Annotated in this window: 17 protein-coding genes; 5 read left to right on the top strand and 12 right to left on the bottom strand. The window is 70.8% G+C overall.

All coding sequences use genetic code 11. From position 1 onward, the window contains the following. Positions 1 to 23: 23 nt before the first annotated feature. Entirely contained in the window at positions 24 to 1,271 is a 1,248-nt protein-coding gene (locus QSK26_RS27535) for an MFS transporter (protein WP_285778168.1), read from the bottom strand. Between the two features lie 76 nt (positions 1,272 to 1,347). Beyond that, a complete protein-coding gene (gene pdxH / locus QSK26_RS27530) occupies positions 1,348 to 2,028 on the bottom strand; it encodes a pyridoxamine 5'-phosphate oxidase (RefSeq protein WP_285778167.1) in 681 nt (226 codons plus the stop codon). A gap of 142 nt (positions 2,029 to 2,170) precedes the next feature. Here pdxH and QSK26_RS27525 point away from each other — a divergent pair, with 142 nt between their 5' ends. From QSK26_RS27525 to QSK26_RS27515, 3 genes are all read left to right on the top strand, one after another. Next, positions 2,171 to 3,277 carry a citrate synthase 2 gene (locus QSK26_RS27525; protein ID WP_285778166.1) on the top strand — a complete coding sequence of 369 codons (1,107 nt, stop codon included), beginning with the start codon at positions 2,171 to 2,173 and terminating at the stop codon, positions 3,275 to 3,277. A 109-nt stretch (positions 3,278 to 3,386) separates the two neighbouring features. Further along, the gene (serC, locus tag QSK26_RS27520; RefSeq protein WP_285778165.1) at positions 3,387 to 4,499 is read left to right on the top strand and encodes a phosphoserine transaminase; all 1,113 of its coding nucleotides are present in this window, start codon (positions 3,387 to 3,389) and stop codon (positions 4,497 to 4,499) included. 136 nt (positions 4,500 to 4,635) lie between these two features. Further along, positions 4,636 to 5,229: a TIGR00645 family protein gene (locus QSK26_RS27515; protein WP_285778164.1), complete on the top strand. Its 594-nt coding sequence runs from the start codon at positions 4,636 to 4,638 to the stop codon at positions 5,227 to 5,229. On the opposite strand, the gene QSK26_RS27510 is transcribed toward QSK26_RS27515, so the two are convergent. From QSK26_RS27510 to QSK26_RS27475, 8 genes are all read right to left on the bottom strand, one after another. Further along, positions 5,203 to 5,856, bottom strand: coding sequence for a rhomboid family intramembrane serine protease (locus QSK26_RS27510; RefSeq protein ID WP_285778163.1), 654 nt, complete (start codon positions 5,854 to 5,856; stop codon positions 5,203 to 5,205). The two genes, QSK26_RS27515 and QSK26_RS27510, sit on opposite strands and share 27 nt — an antisense overlap. Positions 5,857 to 6,000: 144 nt before the next feature. Next, positions 6,001 to 6,765, bottom strand: coding sequence for a crotonase/enoyl-CoA hydratase family protein (locus QSK26_RS27505; protein ID WP_285778162.1), 765 nt, complete (start codon positions 6,763 to 6,765; stop codon positions 6,001 to 6,003). A gap of 34 nt (positions 6,766 to 6,799) precedes the next feature. After that, positions 6,800 to 7,576: an SDR family NAD(P)-dependent oxidoreductase gene (locus QSK26_RS27500; RefSeq protein ID WP_285778161.1), complete on the bottom strand. Its 777-nt coding sequence runs from the start codon at positions 7,574 to 7,576 to the stop codon at positions 6,800 to 6,802. 48 nt (positions 7,577 to 7,624) lie between these two features. Further along, positions 7,625 to 7,966, bottom strand: coding sequence for an STAS domain-containing protein (locus QSK26_RS27495; RefSeq protein ID WP_285778160.1), 342 nt, complete (start codon positions 7,964 to 7,966; stop codon positions 7,625 to 7,627). Positions 7,967 to 8,070: 104 nt separating this feature from the next. Continuing rightward, entirely contained in the window at positions 8,071 to 8,850 is a 780-nt protein-coding gene (locus tag QSK26_RS27490) for an energy-coupling factor ABC transporter ATP-binding protein (RefSeq protein ID WP_285778159.1), read from the bottom strand. Then, the gene (gene cbiQ, locus QSK26_RS27485; protein WP_285778158.1) at positions 8,847 to 9,599 is read right to left on the bottom strand and encodes a cobalt ECF transporter T component CbiQ; all 753 of its coding nucleotides are present in this window, start codon (positions 9,597 to 9,599) and stop codon (positions 8,847 to 8,849) included. The genes QSK26_RS27490 and cbiQ overlap by 4 nt, the downstream gene beginning before the upstream one ends. 4 nt (positions 9,600 to 9,603) lie before the next feature. Next, complete coding sequence (locus QSK26_RS27480) at positions 9,604 to 10,632, bottom strand: energy-coupling factor ABC transporter permease (RefSeq protein ID WP_285778157.1); 1,029 nt, start codon at positions 10,630 to 10,632, stop codon at positions 9,604 to 9,606. 70 nt (positions 10,633 to 10,702) lie between these two features. Next, positions 10,703 to 12,607, bottom strand: coding sequence for a glycosyltransferase family 2 protein (locus tag QSK26_RS27475; RefSeq protein WP_285778156.1), 1,905 nt, complete (start codon positions 12,605 to 12,607; stop codon positions 10,703 to 10,705). Between the two features lie 13 nt (positions 12,608 to 12,620). On the opposite strand from QSK26_RS27475, the gene QSK26_RS27470 reads away from it, so the two are divergent. Continuing rightward, entirely contained in the window at positions 12,621 to 13,967 is a 1,347-nt protein-coding gene (locus QSK26_RS27470; RefSeq protein ID WP_285778155.1) for a hypothetical protein, read from the top strand. Between the two features lie 98 nt (positions 13,968 to 14,065). On the opposite strand, the gene QSK26_RS27465 is transcribed toward QSK26_RS27470, so the two are convergent. After that, positions 14,066 to 14,395, bottom strand: a complete 330-nt coding sequence (locus QSK26_RS27465) for a hypothetical protein (protein WP_285778154.1) — start codon at positions 14,393 to 14,395, stop codon at positions 14,066 to 14,068. A 256-nt stretch (positions 14,396 to 14,651) separates the two neighbouring features. Here QSK26_RS27465 and QSK26_RS27460 point away from each other — a divergent pair, with 256 nt between their 5' ends. Then, entirely contained in the window at positions 14,652 to 15,623 is a 972-nt protein-coding gene (locus tag QSK26_RS27460) for an NBR1-Ig-like domain-containing protein (protein WP_285778153.1), read from the top strand. 22 nt (positions 15,624 to 15,645) lie between these two features. On the opposite strand, the gene QSK26_RS27455 is transcribed toward QSK26_RS27460, so the two are convergent. Next, positions 15,646 to 17,328 (bottom strand): ABC transporter ATP-binding protein, encoded by a 1,683-nt coding sequence (locus QSK26_RS27455; protein WP_285778152.1) that lies wholly within the window; start codon positions 17,326 to 17,328, stop codon positions 15,646 to 15,648. Positions 17,329 to 17,336: the final 8 nt, after the last annotated feature.

Below are 17,336 nucleotides of genomic sequence, written 5' to 3'. Positions count from 1 at the left end.
TACGCCCGGGGGCGACTCAGCGATCACGGCCGGAGCCGCTCGGGCCGGTACGTCCAGAAGGCCGGTACGGCGAGCCCCGCGGCGACCACGAGCACGGCCGCCGCCACGCCGCCGCCCACCCAGGCGGGCACGACGCCGACCACGGCCGCGGTCGCGCCGGCCCGCAGGTCGCCCAGGCGCGGGCCGCCCGCCACCACCACATAGAAGACGCCCTGGAGCCGGCCGCGCATGTCGTCGGGGGCGTAGGTCTGCAGGATCGTCTGCCGCCAGACCGACGAGACGAGGTCCGCGGCGCCGCCCACGGCGAGCAGGGCGACCATGAGCCACAGTTCCCTGGACAGCCCGGCGGCGGCCACCGACAGCCCCCACACCGCGATGACGAGGGTGAGGGCGCGTCCCTGGTTGCGCACCCTGCCCACCCAGCCGGACATGAGGCCGCCGGCGACGGAGCCGATGGCGATGCTCGCCGACAGCCAGCCGAAGGCGACGGGGGAGCCGCCGAAGTGCTCGGCGGTGTACTCGGGGAAGAGCGCGCGGGGCAGCGCGAACGCCATGGCGATGATGTCCACCACGAACGACATCAGCACCACGGGGTGCCCGGCGATGAACCGCAGCCCTTCGACGACGGCGCGCAGGCCCGGCCTGGCCGGGGTCTCGTTGAGGGGCGGCAGCGCGGGGAGCCGCACGGCGGCGTAGAAACCGGCGGCGAAGAGCACGGTGTCGATGAGGTAGGCGGTGGCGTAGCCGCCGGTGGCCAGTACCACGCCGGCGATCAGCGGCCCGGCGACCGAGCCCGCGTTGCTGACCAGGAAGCTGAGCGTGTTGGCCGCGGGCACCTGCTCGGCGGGCACCAGCCTGGGCACGATGGCGCCGCGGGTCGGGCCGGTGACCGCGAACCCGGTGGAGTGCAGGGCCACGATGACGAGCAGGAGGCCGACGCTGTCGATGCCCAGCGCGGCGTGCACCATCAGCGCGGCCGTGGCGACCCAGGCGAGCAGCGAGCCGTAGATGAGCAGCCGGCGGCGGTCCACCGCGTCGGCGACCGCGCCGCCCCACAGCCCGAAGACCACCAGCGGGACGAGCGTCGCCGGGCCGAGCATGCCCACCCAGAAGGACGACGCGGTGATCTCGTACATCTGGGCGCTGACCGCGACCGTGGTGAGCTGGAAGCCGATGAAGGAGATGCCCTGGCCGGCCCACAGGCGCCGGTAGTCGAGGATCTTCAGGGGGGTCGTGTCCACGGCGATCCGGCTCCACAGGCCCCCAGGCATGCGCCAACTCCCTACACTGGCCCGAACAAATACCCCAAAAGGGAACCATGTGATCGGGCCAAAGGGGACAACGGGGTCAGGGCGCCAGGCGTTCGACGATCCACTCGGAACCGGACAGGCGATAGCGCAGCCGGTCGTGCATCCGGGCGAGCTGCCCCTGCCAGAACTCCACCTCCGCCGGGATCACCCGGAAACCGCCCCAGAAGTCGGGCACCGGCGGCTCCTCCGGCCAGCGCCGCGTCAGCTCCTCGTAGCGCCGGTCCAGGTCCTCCCTGGAGCCGACCACGGCCGACTGCCGCGAGGCCCAGGCGCCGATCCGCGAAGGGTAGGGCCGCGAGTTGAAGTACGCGGCCGACTGCTCGCGCGACAGCCGTACCACCCGGCCTTCCACCCGGACCTGGCGGCGGATGGGATGCCAGGGGAAGAGCAGCGACGCCTGCGGGTTCTCCCGCAGGTCGCGGCCCTTGCGCGACTCGTAGTTGGTGTAGAAGACGAAACCCTCGGGCGAGCAGTCCTTGAGCAGCACGGTCCTCGCGGTCGGACGGCCCCCCGCGGAGCTCGTGGCCACCACCATGGCGTTAGGCTCGGGCAACCCCGCGGCCACCGCCTCGTCGAACCAGGCGAGGAACTGCGTCAACGGGTCGGGTGCGAGGTCCGCCTCAAGCAAGGGCAGACCTTCGTACGTACGGCGGAGCCCCGCCAACCGGGGCAGGGGCGATACGGCGTCCACGGGACACCATTCTCCCGGTCCTGGCATGCTCCTGTCGCGACACCCCCCACCAGGGAGTTTCGCGTTTCGGCGGGTCCGGCAACAAGTCTCCCCCAGGCAGGGGGTTGAATAAGACCCGCCGGTATCTCGACATCAAGGCTTTGACTTCAAGAAAGGGAGGCGGCCGAGAATGTCCGACTTCAAACCCGGGCTCGAAGGCGTGGTGGCCTTCGAGACGGAGATCGCGGAACCGGACAAAGAAGGGGGCGCCCTGCGATATCGGGGCGTCGATATCGAAGAGCTGGTCGGCCGGGTTTCCTTCGGCCACGTCTGGGGCCTGCTGGTCGACAACAAGTTCCAGCCGGGCCTCCCCCCGGCTGAGCCCTACCCCATCCCCGTCCATTCCGGCGACATCCGCGTCGACGTGCAGAGCGCGCTGGCCATGCTGGCCCCGGCGTACGGCTTCGGCCAGCTGCACGACATCGACGAGGCACAGGCCCGCGATGACCTCGCACGGGCCAGTGTGACCGCCCTCAGCTTCGTCGCCCAGTCCGCGCGCGGCCTCGGCCTGCCGATGGTCCCCCAGCGCCGCGTGGACGAGGCCCAGAGCATCGTCGAGCGCTTCATGATCCGCTGGCGCGGAGAGCCCGACCCCAGCCACGTCAAGGCCATCGACGCCTACTGGACCTCGGCCGCCGAGCACGGCATGAACGCCTCCACGTTCACCGCCAGGGTCATCGCCTCCACCGGCGCCGACGTCGCCGCCGCGCTGTCCGGCGCGGTGGGCGCCATGTCGGGCCCGCTGCACGGCGGGGCCCCCGCCCGCGTGCTGCACATGATCGAAGAGGTCGAGCGCATCGGCAGCGCCGAGACCTACGTGAAGCAGGCGCTCGACAGCGGCGAGCGTCTCATGGGCTTCGGCCACCGCGTCTACCGCGCCGAGGACCCGCGCGCCCGCGTGCTCCGGCACACCGCCAAGGAGCTGGGCGCGCCGCGCTACGAGGTGGCCGCGGCCCTGGAGAAGGCCGCCCTGGCCGAGCTCCAGGCGCGCAAGCCGGACCGCGTGCTCGCGACCAACGTGGAGTTCTGGGCCGCGATCATGCTGGACTTCGCCGAGGTCCCCCCGCACATGTTCACCTCGATGTTCACCTGCGCCCGCACCGCGGGCTGGGCCGCGCACATCCTGGAGCAGAAGCGCACGGGCAGGCTCGTTCGCCCCAGCGCGAGGTACGTGGGCCCGCCGCAGCGGTCGGTCAACGAAGTTCCGGGTGCGGCCGAGGTCGTCGGCAAGCACTGACCCGGGTACCGGGTGTCCGGGCGTGACCGGGTAATGGTCACGCCCGGAGTCATCTCATCATCCGGACCTGCGGCGGGAAGCATCCGTCCGGCTCACTAACCTAGGTCGGGTGGCTGACATCGTGATTCCCGCTGACATCAAACCCGCCGACGGCCGTTTCGGCTGCGGTCCCTCCAAAGTGCGCCCCGAGCAGCTCGCCGCCCTGGCCTCGGCCGGAGGCGCGGTCATGGGCACCTCCCACCGGCAGAAACCGGTCAAGGACCTGGTCCGCCGGGTCCGCGAGGGGCTGACCAGCCTGTTCGACCTGCCCGAGGGATACCAGGTGGTGCTGGGCAACGGCGGCACCACGGCGTTCTGGGACATCGCCGCCTTCGGGCTCATCAGGGACAGGTCGCAGCACCTCAGCTTCGGGGAGTTCTCCTCGAAGTTCGCCGCCGTGGCCAAGAAGGCGCCGTGGCTGGGCGAGCCGACCGTGATCAAGTCCGAGGTCGGCACCCACCCGCAGGCCCGTTTCGAGGAGGGCGTGGACGTCTACGCGCTCACCCACAACGAGACCTCCACCGGCGTCGCCATGCCGATCAAGCGGGTCGCCGACGACGACTCGCTGCTCCTGGTGGACGCCACCTCCGGCGCCGGCGGCCTGCCCGTGCGGGCGAGCGAGTTCGACGTGTACTACTTCGCGCCGCAGAAGAGCTTCGCCTCCGACGGCGGCCTGTGGGTCGCGCTGTTCTCGCCCAAGGCGCTGGCCCGGGTCGAGGAGATCGACGCCGGCGGCCGGTTCGTCCCCGAGTTCTTCAGCCTGCCCACGGCGATCGACAACTCGGCCAAGGACCAGACCTACAACACGCCGGCGGTCGCGACGCTGTTCCTGCTCGCCGACCAGATCGAGTGGATGAACGCCTCGGGCGGCCTCGCCTGGACCACGGCCCGCACGGCCGACTCCGCGCAGCGCCTGTACACCTGGGCGGACAAGTCGTCCTACGCCACGCCGTTCGTCACCGACCCGGCGCAGCGGTCCAGCGTCGTGGGCACGATCGACTTCGCCGAGAGCGTCGACGCCGCCGCCGTGGCCAAGGTGCTGCGCGCCAACGGCATCGTGGACACCGAGCCCTACCGCAAGCTCGGCCGCAACCAGCTGCGGATCGCGATGTTCCCGGCCGTCGACCCGGCCGACGTCGAGGCGCTCACCGTCTGCATCGACCACGTGGTCGAGCGGCTCTGACGATAGGGGCGAATCGCCGCCCGCCGATTACTCTCCGTTGACTCGGTCTTACAGGTTCCGTGCCCTCCGGCGCGGAACCTGATTAGAGTTTGCTCTCGCAGCGAGTTGACTGAAGAGTCTGACGGGAGGTCAAGACGTGAGCTTCAGCACGGTGGCGGAATGGAGGGCGGCGACCGGATTGCGCCCCGCCCCCGCCCAAGCGCGCAGCCTGGGCTATCTCATGTTCGCCAGCCGGTGGCTCCAGGTGCCGCTCTATCTGGGTCTCATCGTGGCGCAGGGCGTCTACGTCTACCAGTTCATGGTGGAGCTCTGTCATCTCATCCACAACATCGTGTACAGCACGCTGCCCTCGGAGTTCAAACCCGAGGTGGCGGTGATGCTGGCCGTGCTGGGACTGATCGACGTCGTGATGATCTCCAACCTGCTGATCATGGTGATCGTGGGCGGTTACGAGACCTTCGTGTCGAAGATAAGGCTCAACGGCCACCCCGACGAGCCCGACTGGCTCTCCCATGTGAACGCCAACGTGCTCAAGGTGAAGCTGGCCACCGCGATCATCGGCATTTCGTCGGTGCACCTTTTACTCAGCTTCATCAAGGCCGACAGCAGTGACTCCAAGAACCTCATGTGGCAGACGCTGATCCACCTGACGTTCGTCATCTCGGCGATCGGGCTGGCGTTCATCGACCGCCTGCTGCGCCCGTCAGTACCCGAGCGCGCGCACGTCTGAGCCGCGCACGGCCCGCTTGCGGCGCAGCACCCACGCGGCCACCACGCCGCCGATGAGGCCGAAGAGGTGTCCCTGCCAGGAGATGCCCTCCTGGTTCGGGAACAGCCCCCACACGAGCGAGTAGTAGGCGATGGCGACGCCGATGCCCACCACGATGTCGAAGATCCTCCGGTCGAACAGCCCGCGCGCCACCACATAGCCGAAGTAGCCGAAGACCAGCCCGCTGGCCCCCACGGTGACGAACCTCGGGTCGCTGGTGAGCCACACCCCCGCCCCGCTGATCAGGATGATGATCAGGCTGGCCGCGAGAAACCTGCCGATGCCCCGGATCGCGGCCAGGAAGCCCAGGATGGCGAGCGGCAGCGAGTTGGCCATCAGGTGCGCGAATCCCGCGTGCAGGAAGGGCGCGAGGAGGATGCCGGACAGGTGGTCGGGATCGCCGGCGACTATGCCGTACAGGTCGAGGTCGGCGGGCGAGATGTAGTCGATGATCTCCACCGCCCACATGACCGCCACGATGCCGATCATCACCAGGGCGCTGCCGAGGGCGCCGGTGATGAGGTTGACCCCCTCGCGCTTGAAACGCTCGGATCTCGACGCGCGGTAGCCGCTCGGGAAGTTGTCCATTGACTCTCCTGGCCCGACCGATGGGATGTGCGGGATCTGCCCTTTGCGTACCCGCTCACACCTTTACCGTACGCAGGAAATCACAAAAGCGCGTCGCCCCCGGCATCGAGTGCCCGGGAGCGACGCGGTCGTGTCATTCTCCGGTCATTCGCCCTTCCAGCGGGGCGTGCGCTTCTCGGCGAAAGCCGCCGCGCCCTCCATGGCGTCCTTGGAGGAGAAGACCGGGTTGACGATCTCGGCCTGCCTGGCGAACATCTCGTCGATGCTCCAGTCGGCCGACTCGACGATCACCCGCTTGGTCGCGGCCAGCGCCAGCGGCGCGTTTGCCCCGATCCTGCGGGCCAGGTCGAGGGCGCCGGTCAGCGCCTCGCCCGCGGGGGTGATCCGGTTGACCAGGCCGAGTTCGTACAGCCGGGCGGCGGAGAAGTGGTCGCCGGTCAGGGCGATCTCCATGGCCACGTGGTAGGGGATGCGCCGGGGCAGCCTCATCACGCCGCCCGCGCCCGCGACCAGTCCGCGCCTGGGCTCGGGCAGCCCGAACTTCGCCTCCTGCGAGGCGACCACCACGTCGCAGGAGAGCACCATCTCGAAGCCGCCGGCCAGCGCGTACCCCTCCACGGCGGCGACCATGGGCTTCTTCGGCGGCGACTCGACGAGCCCGCCGAAGCCCCTCCCCCTGACCACGGGGAGGTCGCCGCTGAGGAAGCCCTTCAGGTCCATCCCGGAGCTGAAGGTGCCGCCCGCGCCGGTGAGCACGTACACCGAGACGTCGGCGCGCTCCTCCAGCTCGTCGACGGCGGCCACGATCCCGCGCGCCACCGCGCCGTTCACCGCGTTCCTGGACTGCGGACGGTTGATCGTGATGACGGCGACCGCGCCGTCGACCTCGACGAGAACCTCGTCAGACACACTGACCTCCGTTTCGTGAACCGCGCGGCACGGGCTACTTCGGCTGGAAGCGGATGCCGCCGTCGAAGCGGATGACCTCGGCGTTGACGTAGTCGTTCTCGATGAGCGAGCGCACCAGGTGGGCGAACTCCGCGGCGGTGCCCATCCGCTTGGGGAAGACCACGGGCGCGACCAGCTTGGCCTTGAACGCCTCCGCGTCGCCGCCGGAGAAGCCGTAGATGGGGGTGTCGATGATCCCCGGGCAGATGGTGTTGACCCGGACTCCGATGGCCGCGAGGTCGCGGGCCGCGGGCACGGTCATGCCGACGATGCCGCCCTTGGACGCCGAGTAGGCCACCTGGCCGGTCTGGCCCTCCAGGGCCGCCACCGACGCCGTGTTGATGACGACGCCGCGCTGGCCGTCCGCGTCGACCGGCTCGGTCCTGGCGACCGCCGCCGCGCCGATGCGCATGAGGTTGAACGTGCCGATCAGGTTGACGTCGATCACCCGGCGGTAGCTCGCCAGGTCGTGCGGCGAGCCGTCCCGGCCGACGGTGCGCGAGGCCCAGCCGATGCCCGCGCTGTTGACGACGACGCGAAGCGGCTTGCCGGTGGCCACGGCGACGTCCACCGCCGCCTGCACCTGCTGCTCGTCGGAGACGTCGCACCTGACGAAGACCCCGCCGATCTCGTCCGCGATCGCCTTGCCGCGCTCCTCGTTGAGGTCGGCGATGACCACGGTCACGCCCTGCGCCGCGAGGTCCCGGGCCGTCGCCTCACCGAGACCGCTGGCACCGCCCGAGATGATTGCTGCTGCTCCATTCAGCTCCATGATGCGGACCCTAACGCCCGCACCGAATGAAGTTCTACTCAGGGTGGGCTAAATTTCGGTAGCCACGGCGGTGTTCACATCCGGGTAGACCTTGATCCGGCGGTCCAGGCCGGTGGTCCGCAGGATGCGCGCCACCGGCGCCTGCGGCGCGGCCAGGCACACGCCGCCGCCCTCGCCGGTCGCGAGCCGCCACGCCTCGATCAGCACGGACAGCCCGCTGGAGTCCATGAACGACAGCGCGGTGAGGTCGAGCACCAGCCGGGAGCCGTCCTGTTTGATCGCGTCGCGGACTTCGTCACGCAGGAACGGGGCCGTGAAGAGATCGAGCTCACCTTCGACGGCCACCACCACGGCATCGCCCACCGCGTGCCGTGCCAGCCGTAGCTTCATCTGCCCATCCTCCCCGGCGACACCTCACGGCGACGAGGCCAGCCCCAACTTTACTTCCCGAATGACCTACGGGGGGTCCGGCACGAGGGACTGGCGGGAGATCGTCACACTCCCGGTACACCCGGGGCGGGAACCGCGAAGCCGTACGGGAGTTCCAGGCGGTGCTCGGCGAGCAGCGCGGGGTCGGCGAGAAGCTCGCGGGTGGGCCCGTCGGCGGCGATCACGCCGCCGGACAGGATGAGCGAGCGCTCGCACAGCTCCATCGCGTACGGCAGGTCGTGGGTGACCATGAGGACCGTCACCTCCAGGGACCGCAGGATCTCGGCCAGCTCGCGCCGGGAGGCGGGGTCGAGGTTGGAGGAGGGCTCGTCGAGCACGAGGATCTCCGGCTCCATGGCGAGCACGGTGGCCACCGCGACCCGGCGGCGCTGGCCGAACGACAGGTGGTGCGGCGGCCGGTCGATCGCCTCCAGCATGCCGACCCTGGCCAGCGCGTCCTCGACCCGGCGGGCCAGCTCGTCGCCGCGCATGCCCAGGTTGGCCGGGCCGAACGCGACGTCCTCCCGCACGGTCGGCATGAAGAGCTGGTCGTCGGGATCCTGGAAGACCAGGCCGACCCTGCGCCTGATCTCCTTGAGCGTGCCGGGGCGCACCGGCAGCCCGGCGACGCTCACCGTGCCGTGCCCGGCGGTGAGGATGCCGTTGAGGTGCATGACGAGGGTCGTCTTGCCCGCGCCGTTGGGGCCCAGCAGCGCCACCCGCTCGCCGCGGCCGATCCGCAGATCGACCCCGTAGAGCGCCTGTGTGCCATCGGGATAGGCGTAGGCGAGCCTGCTGACCTCCAGTGAGGGGGTCTCCCCCGCGGGCGTCTCCACGGCGTTCACAGCACTCCCAGGACCAGCAGCGCCAGGACCGGCAGCAGTCCGGCGAGCATCCATTGCCTCCACGACGCCGACAGGTCGGAAATCATCGGCATCGAGCCACCATAGCCCCGGCTCAGCATCGCCAGGTGCACCCGCTCGCCCCGCTCGTAGGAGCGGATGAACAGCGCGCCCGCCGACCGCGCGATCACCGGGATGTGCCGGACGTCCCTGGCGGTGAACCCGCGCGACTCCCTGGCGATCCGCATCCGCCGCATCTCGTCGAGGATCACGTCCATGTAGCGCAGCATGAACATCGCGATCTGCACCAGCAGCGGCGGCACCCTGAGCCGCTGGGCGCCGAGCAGCAGCATCCGCGGCTCGGTGGTGGCGGCCAGCAGGATGCTCGCCACCACCCCCAGCGTGGCCTTGACCAGGATGTTCCACGCCGCCCACAGCCCTTCGAGGCTGAGCGACATGCCGGCGAAGGACACCCGCTCGCCCAGCCCGATCACCGGCAGGGCCAGCGCGAAGACCACGAACGGCAGCTCCACCGCCATCCGCCGCAGCACGAACCACGGCGGCACCCTCGCCGCCGCGGCGACCCCGGCGAGGATCAGCGCGTACCCGGCGAAGGCCGCGAACATCTCCCTCGGGGTGGCCACGACGACCACGGCGAAGCCGAGCACCGCCGGCAGCTTGCACTGCGGCGGCAGCCGGTGCACGACGGTGTCGCCCGGCCGGTAGATGTGGTGGTGGTGTCCCGCGCCCATCGGTTCAGGCGCCCACGCTCTCGCGGGTCTCCCCGGCGCGGCGGCGCACGGCGAAGAAGAGCCCGCCGCCCACGGCGAGCGTGACCGCCACGCCGATCAGCCCGGCCACCCCGACCGGGATCCCGCCCGCCTCGCCGTAGTCGGCCAGCGGCTGCCCGACGAGCTGGTGGTCGGTGGCCACGACGCCGAAGCCGGTGTCCTGCGCCACCCGCTCCAGGCCGTCGGGCGAGGAGGAGGCGTAGAAGCTGACGATCCCGGCCAGCAGGGCGGTCACCGCGATGCCGCCGAGCACGAACCGGCCCGGCCTGCCCGGCGCGGCCTGCCGCGGCGCCTGCGCGGGCACCTGCTCGGTCGCGCCGTCGGCGCCGCGCAGCACGAGGGAGCGCTTGAGCCCGCGCGCGCCGAACACCAGGTCGGGCCGTACGGCCAGCACGGTGCTCACCGTGAGGGCGGTGATCAGCCCTTCGCCGATGCCGATGAGCAGGTGGACGCCGCCCATCGCGAGCGCGACGTCGGCCACCGCGATGGGGGCGTTGCCGCCGATCCAGAACAGCAGGGTGAACACGAGCGCCGCGGCGGGGACCGACACCAGCGCGCCCGCGAACGCCGCCGCCGCGAGGCCGCCCCTGCTCCCGCCGGCGAACCTGGCGATGAGCCGGAACACCGCCCAGCCGACCACGGCCGTGACGATGCCCATGATCGTGATGTTGACGCCGAGCGCGGTCAGCCCGCCGTCGGCGAAGAAGAATCCCTGCACGGCCAGCACCACGGCCACGCACAACACCGCCGTGTACGGCCCGACCAGCACGGCCGCCAGCGCGCCGCCCATCAGGTGGCCGCTGGTGCCGGCCGCCACCGGGAAGTTGAGCATCTGCACCGCGAAGACGAACGCGGCCACGAGCCCGGCCATCGGCGCCGTACGGTCGTCCAGCTCACGCCGGGCGCCGCGCAGGCAGACCGCGACACCGGCCGCCGCCACGGCACCCGCCGATACGGACACCACGGCGTTGAAGAATCCATCGGGTACGTGCACCCCAAGCCTCCCAAGTGGGCATTTTTAAGCACACTTTACGGAAGATCGGTACTATTGCAAGAATTTCGCATTAACCTCGGATACGCCGTAGCAAAGATCGTGGAGTAACGATGCGGACCACCGCGCTCAGGCGGCCTTTGCCCGCCGTGGAGTAGGGGCGCACGGTCCGTCGCACCGCCCACCGCCACCACGTCCTGGCCGGCAGCGGGTCGGTCCCCGTCTCGATCCTGATGCGCATCGACGGGCCGCCGAAGGCCAGCTCCAGGTAGGCGTCCCAGATGCCGGGGCCGAACCGGCCGAGCGCCTGCCTGGCGGAGAACGCGCCGCCGGGCAGCAGGGCGACCGCGCCGCTCCGCTCCCGCCCGGACTGCCGCTCCCGCCACACCATCCTGCGCACCGCCCCGGCCGCCGGCACGCCGTCCCCCACCGTGACCCGCCCGTCCAGGTGCAGCCGGTGGCCGAACCCCCAGCGTGCCCTGGCCAGCCGCACGCCGCACGGCACCGCGATCACGTGGCCGCCGACGTCGATGCTGAGATTGCCGTGCGACCTGGTGAAGTAGGGCAGGACGATGGTGGGGCCGACGGCCAGCGGGGCCGGGCGGGCGATCCGCGAGTCGCGGTCGGCGCCGAGCCTGACCCGGCGGGTGACGCCCTCGCACTCGATCGCGACGTACACGCTCCACACCTCCGGCGGCAGGTCGGCGACCTCCAGCACGGCCGTGAACTCCTCATCCCGCCGGGTCACCGGGAAGACCCGCTCGGCCACCCCCTCGCTCTCCCGCCTGGGCCGCAGCACCAGCGAGAGCTCGAAGGTACGGGGATCGGCGGACCAGTGCGCCCGGCCCGCGCCCCAGCTCGTCGGACCGGCCGTACGCACCCCCTCAAGACCCACCCGGCCGCGCAGCACGAGCCGGGTGCCCTCCCAGCGCAGCTCGGCGAGGGTGCGGCGGATCGTGGCCGCCTCGATCCTGGCCAGCCGTACCAGGCGGTCGATGTCGGCGAGGGAGAGCAGCCGCTGCCGGTCGACCTCGTCGAGGCGGGCCCGCACGCCGTCGGTCAGCCAGCGCACGCACAGGTCGGCCACCTCGGCCGCGATCTCCTTGCGCTGGATGTCGTCGGCGGCCAGGAACGGCGCGCCGAGCTGCGCCAGCGCGTCGATCTTGAAGTGCCGGCGCAGCATGTGGTCGCGGAGCGGGCCGGGCTGCACGTGCCGGGCCATCAGCTCGATCGGCCGCCTGATCATCCGCAGCCAGCCGACCGGGTCGCGGCTGCCGGGCTGCTGCATGACGCTGGAGCCGTCGGGCCGGTCCACCAGGTGGTAGCAGTCGTAGTCGGCCAGCACCGAGATCACCTCGGCGTGGCAGTAGGCGTGGGTGGTGAAGATGATGTCCTCGCCAACCCGCAGCGACTCGTCGAAGCGGATGCCGTGCGTCTCCAGCATCGCCCTGCGGAACAGCTTGAAGCAGCTCAGACTGTTGTAGACCGGGCTGTCCTGGAGCGCGACGCGGTCGGCGTTGACGTGGAACATCGAGGAGGGCGCCCGGCGGCCGTGGCCGACGATCTTGCCGAGCACGATGTCCGAGGCGTTGCGGTCGGCCATGGCCAGCATCCGCTCCAGCGCCTCGGGGCCCATGTAGTCGTCCGCGTCGCAGAAGAACACGTAGCGGCCGCGGGCCTGCGCGAGCGCCAGGTTGCGCGCCCGCCCCGCCCCGTGCGGCGGGCCCGGCCTCAGCACCCTGATCACGCCCGGGTGCTGCGCCGCGTAGAGGTCGAGCAGGGCGCCGCCGCCGTCGGTCGAGCCGTCGTCCACGGCCACGATCTCCTTGGCCACCCGCTGCACCAGCAGCGAGGTCAGGCAACGGTCGAGCCACGGCCGGCAGTTGTACACCGGCACGAGCACGCTGACGTCCACGTCATGCTCGGCCGGCGCCCAAGGCTCCGCGCGTACGGCAAAGCGCTCACGTTCCGCATCCATTGCGCTTCATTATGTGACGACGAGCGCGCTTCGCGCGGCGGATCCGCAATCTTCCCGCCCGCCGCCCGGGACCCCCACCGCGCTTCGCGTCGTCGCGAGCATGATCGGTACACTCAACCGTGCACATCGACGAACATGGCGGCCCGCAGGCCGGGCCGCCGGACGTGGACATCGTGTGTCCGAAGCGGGAGGTCTGAGCGTGGAACTCCCACCGGATCTCGCGCGCGTGTACGGGCTGGTCAAAGATCTGGCGCCGCTGCCACCCGACGACACCGAAGAGCGGCTGCGAACGGGCCGGGCATGGCTGGCCCTGAGCGCCGACCTGAAGAAAGCTGTCGGCGAAGTGGAACCCGCCGCCGCGCACGTGTGGACCGCGAACGAAGGCGGCGACGCCACCGCCTTCCACGCCCACTGGAACGCCGACCAGGGACCCCGCCGGCAACTGCTCGACAGCGCCGAGGCGGCCGACGACATCGGCATCGGCACCCTGTTCGTCGCGGTCCTGCGGAAGCTGTGGGTGAGCGCCGTCATCTTCCTGCTCGGCGTCCTGGCGATCTCCCTGGTGTGGGCCGCGCTCTCGGGCCCGGTGGCGGGCCGGGCCCTCGCCACCGGCCAGATCCGTGGGGTACGCGCCGCGCTGCACGCGCTCCGTCAGGCGGTCAAACGGAACATCGGCGAGCTCGTCGTGAAGACCGTCAAACGCGCCGCGCTGCTGTTGCTGACGCTGGGCGGCGGCCCGCTCGGCGCCCTCATGTACCTGGAGAACAGAACACTCTCCCCTGTGACGGCACGCGAGAGAACGGAAAAGGTGCTGAACGAGACGGCCCTCGGGCGGGAGGCGCTGGCGTACGCACGCGAACACGGGATCGACATCGAATACGTCGACCTCGAACCGGGGACCGGTGGCACCTACAGTGACGAGCGGAACGAGATCAAGCTCAACACCAACGGTTCGCCCGCGGACCAGCTCGCCCAGACTTTCGTGCACGAGGTGAACCACGCCCGCCATTCCGGGGCACCGGATCCGTCGAACCCATCACAAAAGGACTACATAAGCAAGGCCATCGACGAAGAAGTCGACGGGAAGGTGAAGTCCTTCGAACTGGCCGCCGCGCTGGAGCAGGAGCGTGGCACGGACGTTCAGGAGAATTACGGGTACGACGCCTACAAGGCCGGGTATGACCACGCGGTCTACGCGGAACAGGAAGCCCGGCGACTGCGCGGCGATCCGCCCGCGGCCGGCGCGGAGTTGCACGCGATCGGCGATCTCGGGGGCCGCGCGGAGTTGAAGACCTTCCTCATCAGGAACACGTCATACCCCGAGCAGTTCGCCTTGCAGTGGCTTCTGCACGACGGCTGACGGTTCTCCCACGGACGTGGTTCTCCCACAGACGCGGTTCTCCCACGGACGCGGGGCTCCCGCGGCCGTTGACCCCCGCGACCCGCGGGAGATCTCCCTCACACCTCCCGCGACACCGCCTCGTTGGCCCGCTCGGCCCGCTCGTGGCTGCCCGAGTGCTCCGACACGCCGCCCGCGACGCCGCGCAGCCTCGCCACCAGCGACGCGTACGCCTGCGGCGTGAAGCCCATCAGGCTCGCGTACTCCATGTCGAACTCGGCCCCGGGATGCTCGGGGTCCTCCACCGGCTGCCCGGGGACGCCGCCGAGCGTCCGCCTGACGAGCTCGTCGAGCCGGTCGGCCACCCTGTGGATGTCGGCGGACGCGGTCCGGAGGCTGTGCTGGTCGACGTGTAGCTCGGGGTCTCTTCCCGGCGTCGCGGAGGGCATCGCCCCAGCCTAACGATCTACCGGCTCACCGACGACCACTATGTCATCCAACTTCAGGCTTTTGCATCAAATTTTCTCATTTATCGTGCTTTTTGTTGCTTATCCATGAGCCGGTCCTCGAAAAACGCGACGGTCCCGCCACTCCGCCAAAAGAGCGGTTTTCGTATTACTCCCGCCAAGACGGTGTATCGAGCTCTGAAAAGCGAGCTCGGCGGCGCGGCGGAGGAAACTGGGGCGGCGCATAATAGGGCTCACCATGGCCAGAAACTCCGATGCTCCGACAAGCCGGCTCGACCTGTTGCGCGGCGACCCGCCGGTGCTCGTCGATCCCGCGCGCGGGCCGGAGGCCGTCGCTTCGACCTTGGCGGCGCTGAAAAGCGATTACTCCTTCACCGACGTGGTGGGCGTGCTCGCGGTCACCAGCCAGGCCGACACCCTCAACATTCTTAAAACGCTTGAGCCGGCGGTCGGCACGCTCGTCGTCACGGGGAACTCCGCATATCGCTCACTGCCGCCGGAGGCGCTCGCGGCGCGGGCGGCCGAGGTCTTCGGGCCGGACCGGGTGCTCACGGCCGCGGGTCTCGGCGAGGCGCTCACCCTGGCCTCGGGCCGCGTCCGCGACGGGGGCTGCGTGCTGGTCACCGGGTCGCCCGCGACGGCCAGGGACGCGCGGCGGCTGCTAGCGCCCCCCGAGCCGGAGCCGCGGCTGGAAGGGCGGGCCGGACCACTGGTCGTCGCCCTGATCGGCCTGGCGGGCGCGGTCCTCACCGCCGTGGTGGCCGGGCTCTTCGGCCTGCTCAACGCGCCCGACGAAATGCGCATCACCGGCCCGGCCAAGGAGAAGCACCATGCCGGGCCCTCCCCGCTGGCCACCGGGGACGCGATGCACGTCACCGGCATCACGCTGACGGACGGCATCCAGCTCGCCCCCAACCGGTCCTACCTCAAGATCTGGGCGCTGAAGAACTCCGGCTCCGTCCCCTGGCGGAACCGCTTCCTGCAGCGCATGGGCGAGATGACCGTCGACCACGACTGCCTCACGGCGCGGCGGGTGCCCATCCCGTACACCCGTCCCGGCGAGACCACCGAGATCAGCGTCAAGGTCGCCACGCCCGGTGTGCCCACCCGGTGCTACGCGGAGTGGAACATGACCGACGCGCACGGTTTCCTGCTGTTCCCGGACCGGAAACCGGTGACGTTCGACCTCACCGTCGCCGTGAGATCCTGACCGCCCGCTGCGGGCCCGCAGGTCAGAGGCTCAGGCGCTGGGCGCGGCGTTCACGCTGGGCGGCGGGGTCGGGGACGGGGGCGGCGGCCACCAGACGGCGGGTGTAGTCCTGCCGCGGGTCGAAGAGCACCTGGTCGCGCGGGCCCTCCTCGACCAGGCGGCCGGAGTTCATCACCGCCACCCGGTCGGCGACGAGGCCGACCACGGCGAGGTCGTGCGTGATGAACAGGCAGGCGAAGCCGAGCCGGTCCTGGAGTTCGAGGAACAGGTCGAGCACGGCCGCCTGGACCGACACGTCGAGCGCGCTGGTCGGCTCGTCGGCGATGATCAGCTCGGGGTCCAGGGCGATGGCCCGGGCGATGCCGATCCGCTGCCGCTGCCCGCCGGACAGCTCGTGCGGGTACCGCGACCGGACCGCCGGGTCGAGCTTCACGCTCCTCAGCAGCGCGGCCACCCGGTCGTCCCGGTCGCCCCGGTCGCCCACCTTGTTGATCACCATGGGCTCGGCGATGCAGTCGCCCACCGTCATCCGCGGGTCCAGCGACGAGGCCGGGTCCTGGAAGACGATGCTGCACCGGCGGCGCAACCGCCGCAGGTCACGGCCCTTGGCGCCGGTCAGCGGCTCACCGAGCAGCCGTACCGCGCCCGAGGCCGGCTTGATCAGGCCGATCGCGGTCCGGCCCACGGTGGACTTGCCCGAGCCCGACTCGCCGACCAGGCCGAGGACCTCGCCCCTGCCGATGGTGAGCGACACCTCGTCCACCGCGCGGTTCGTGCCGCCGCCCTTGCCGCGGAACTCCACGACGAGGTTGTCCAGGGCGAGCGCGGGAGCCTCGCCCTGCTCGCGGGCCCGGGTCCGCGCCCGCCGCTGCCCGGGGGCGAGCCGGGGCACCGACGTCAGCAGCTTCTTCGTGTAGTCGGCCCGCGGGCGGGCGAAGAGGTCCTCCACCGTGGCCTGCTCGACGACCTTGCCCTGGTACATCACCACGACCCGGTCGGCGATGTCCGCGACGACGCCCATGTTGTGCGTGATCACCAGCATCGCCATGCCGAATCTCGTCCGCAGGTCGCGCAGCAGGTCCAGGATCTCCGCCTGCACGGTGACGTCGAGCGCGGTGGTGGCCTCGTCGGCGATGAGCACCTTGGGCTCGCAGGCGATCGCCATCGCGATCATCACCCGCTGGCGCAGGCCGCCGGACAGCTCGTGCGGGAACTGGTCCAGCCGCCGCCGCGCGTCGCGGATGCCGACCATGGCCAGCAGCTCGGCCGCCCGGTCGTAAGCCTGCTTCTTGGACATGTCCTCGATGTGCAGGCGCAGCGCCTCGGCCACCTGCCAGCCGACCGTGAACGCCGGGTTCAGCGCGGTCATCGGCTCCTGGAACACCATCGCCACCTCGGCGCCGCGGATCGCGCGCAGCCGGCCGGCGTCCAGGGTCGTCACGTCGACGCCGCCCACCTGGATCGAGCCGGAGACCTCGGCGGTGCGCGGCAGCAGGCCCAGCGTGGACATCGACGTGACGCTCTTGCCCGATCCCGACTCGCCCACCACGGCGACGATCTCCCCCGGGCGCACGTCGATGGTGACCCCGTCGACCGCGCGCACGATGTCGCCGCCGTCGCCGCCGTTGGCCCCGTTGCCGCCGTTGCCGCCGTTGCCGAAGGAGACCCGCAGGTCGCGGATCGCGAGCGCTGGAGATTCGGTCACTGGATCCT

It is taken from the genome of Microtetraspora sp. NBRC 13810 (genome assembly GCF_030268685.1).
In the GTDB taxonomy this organism is placed as follows: Bacteria; Actinomycetota; Actinomycetes; order Streptosporangiales; family Streptosporangiaceae; genus BSRQ01.
Note: the sequence above shows the minus strand (reverse complement) of the source record. Positions and strands in the feature narration are given on the sequence as shown.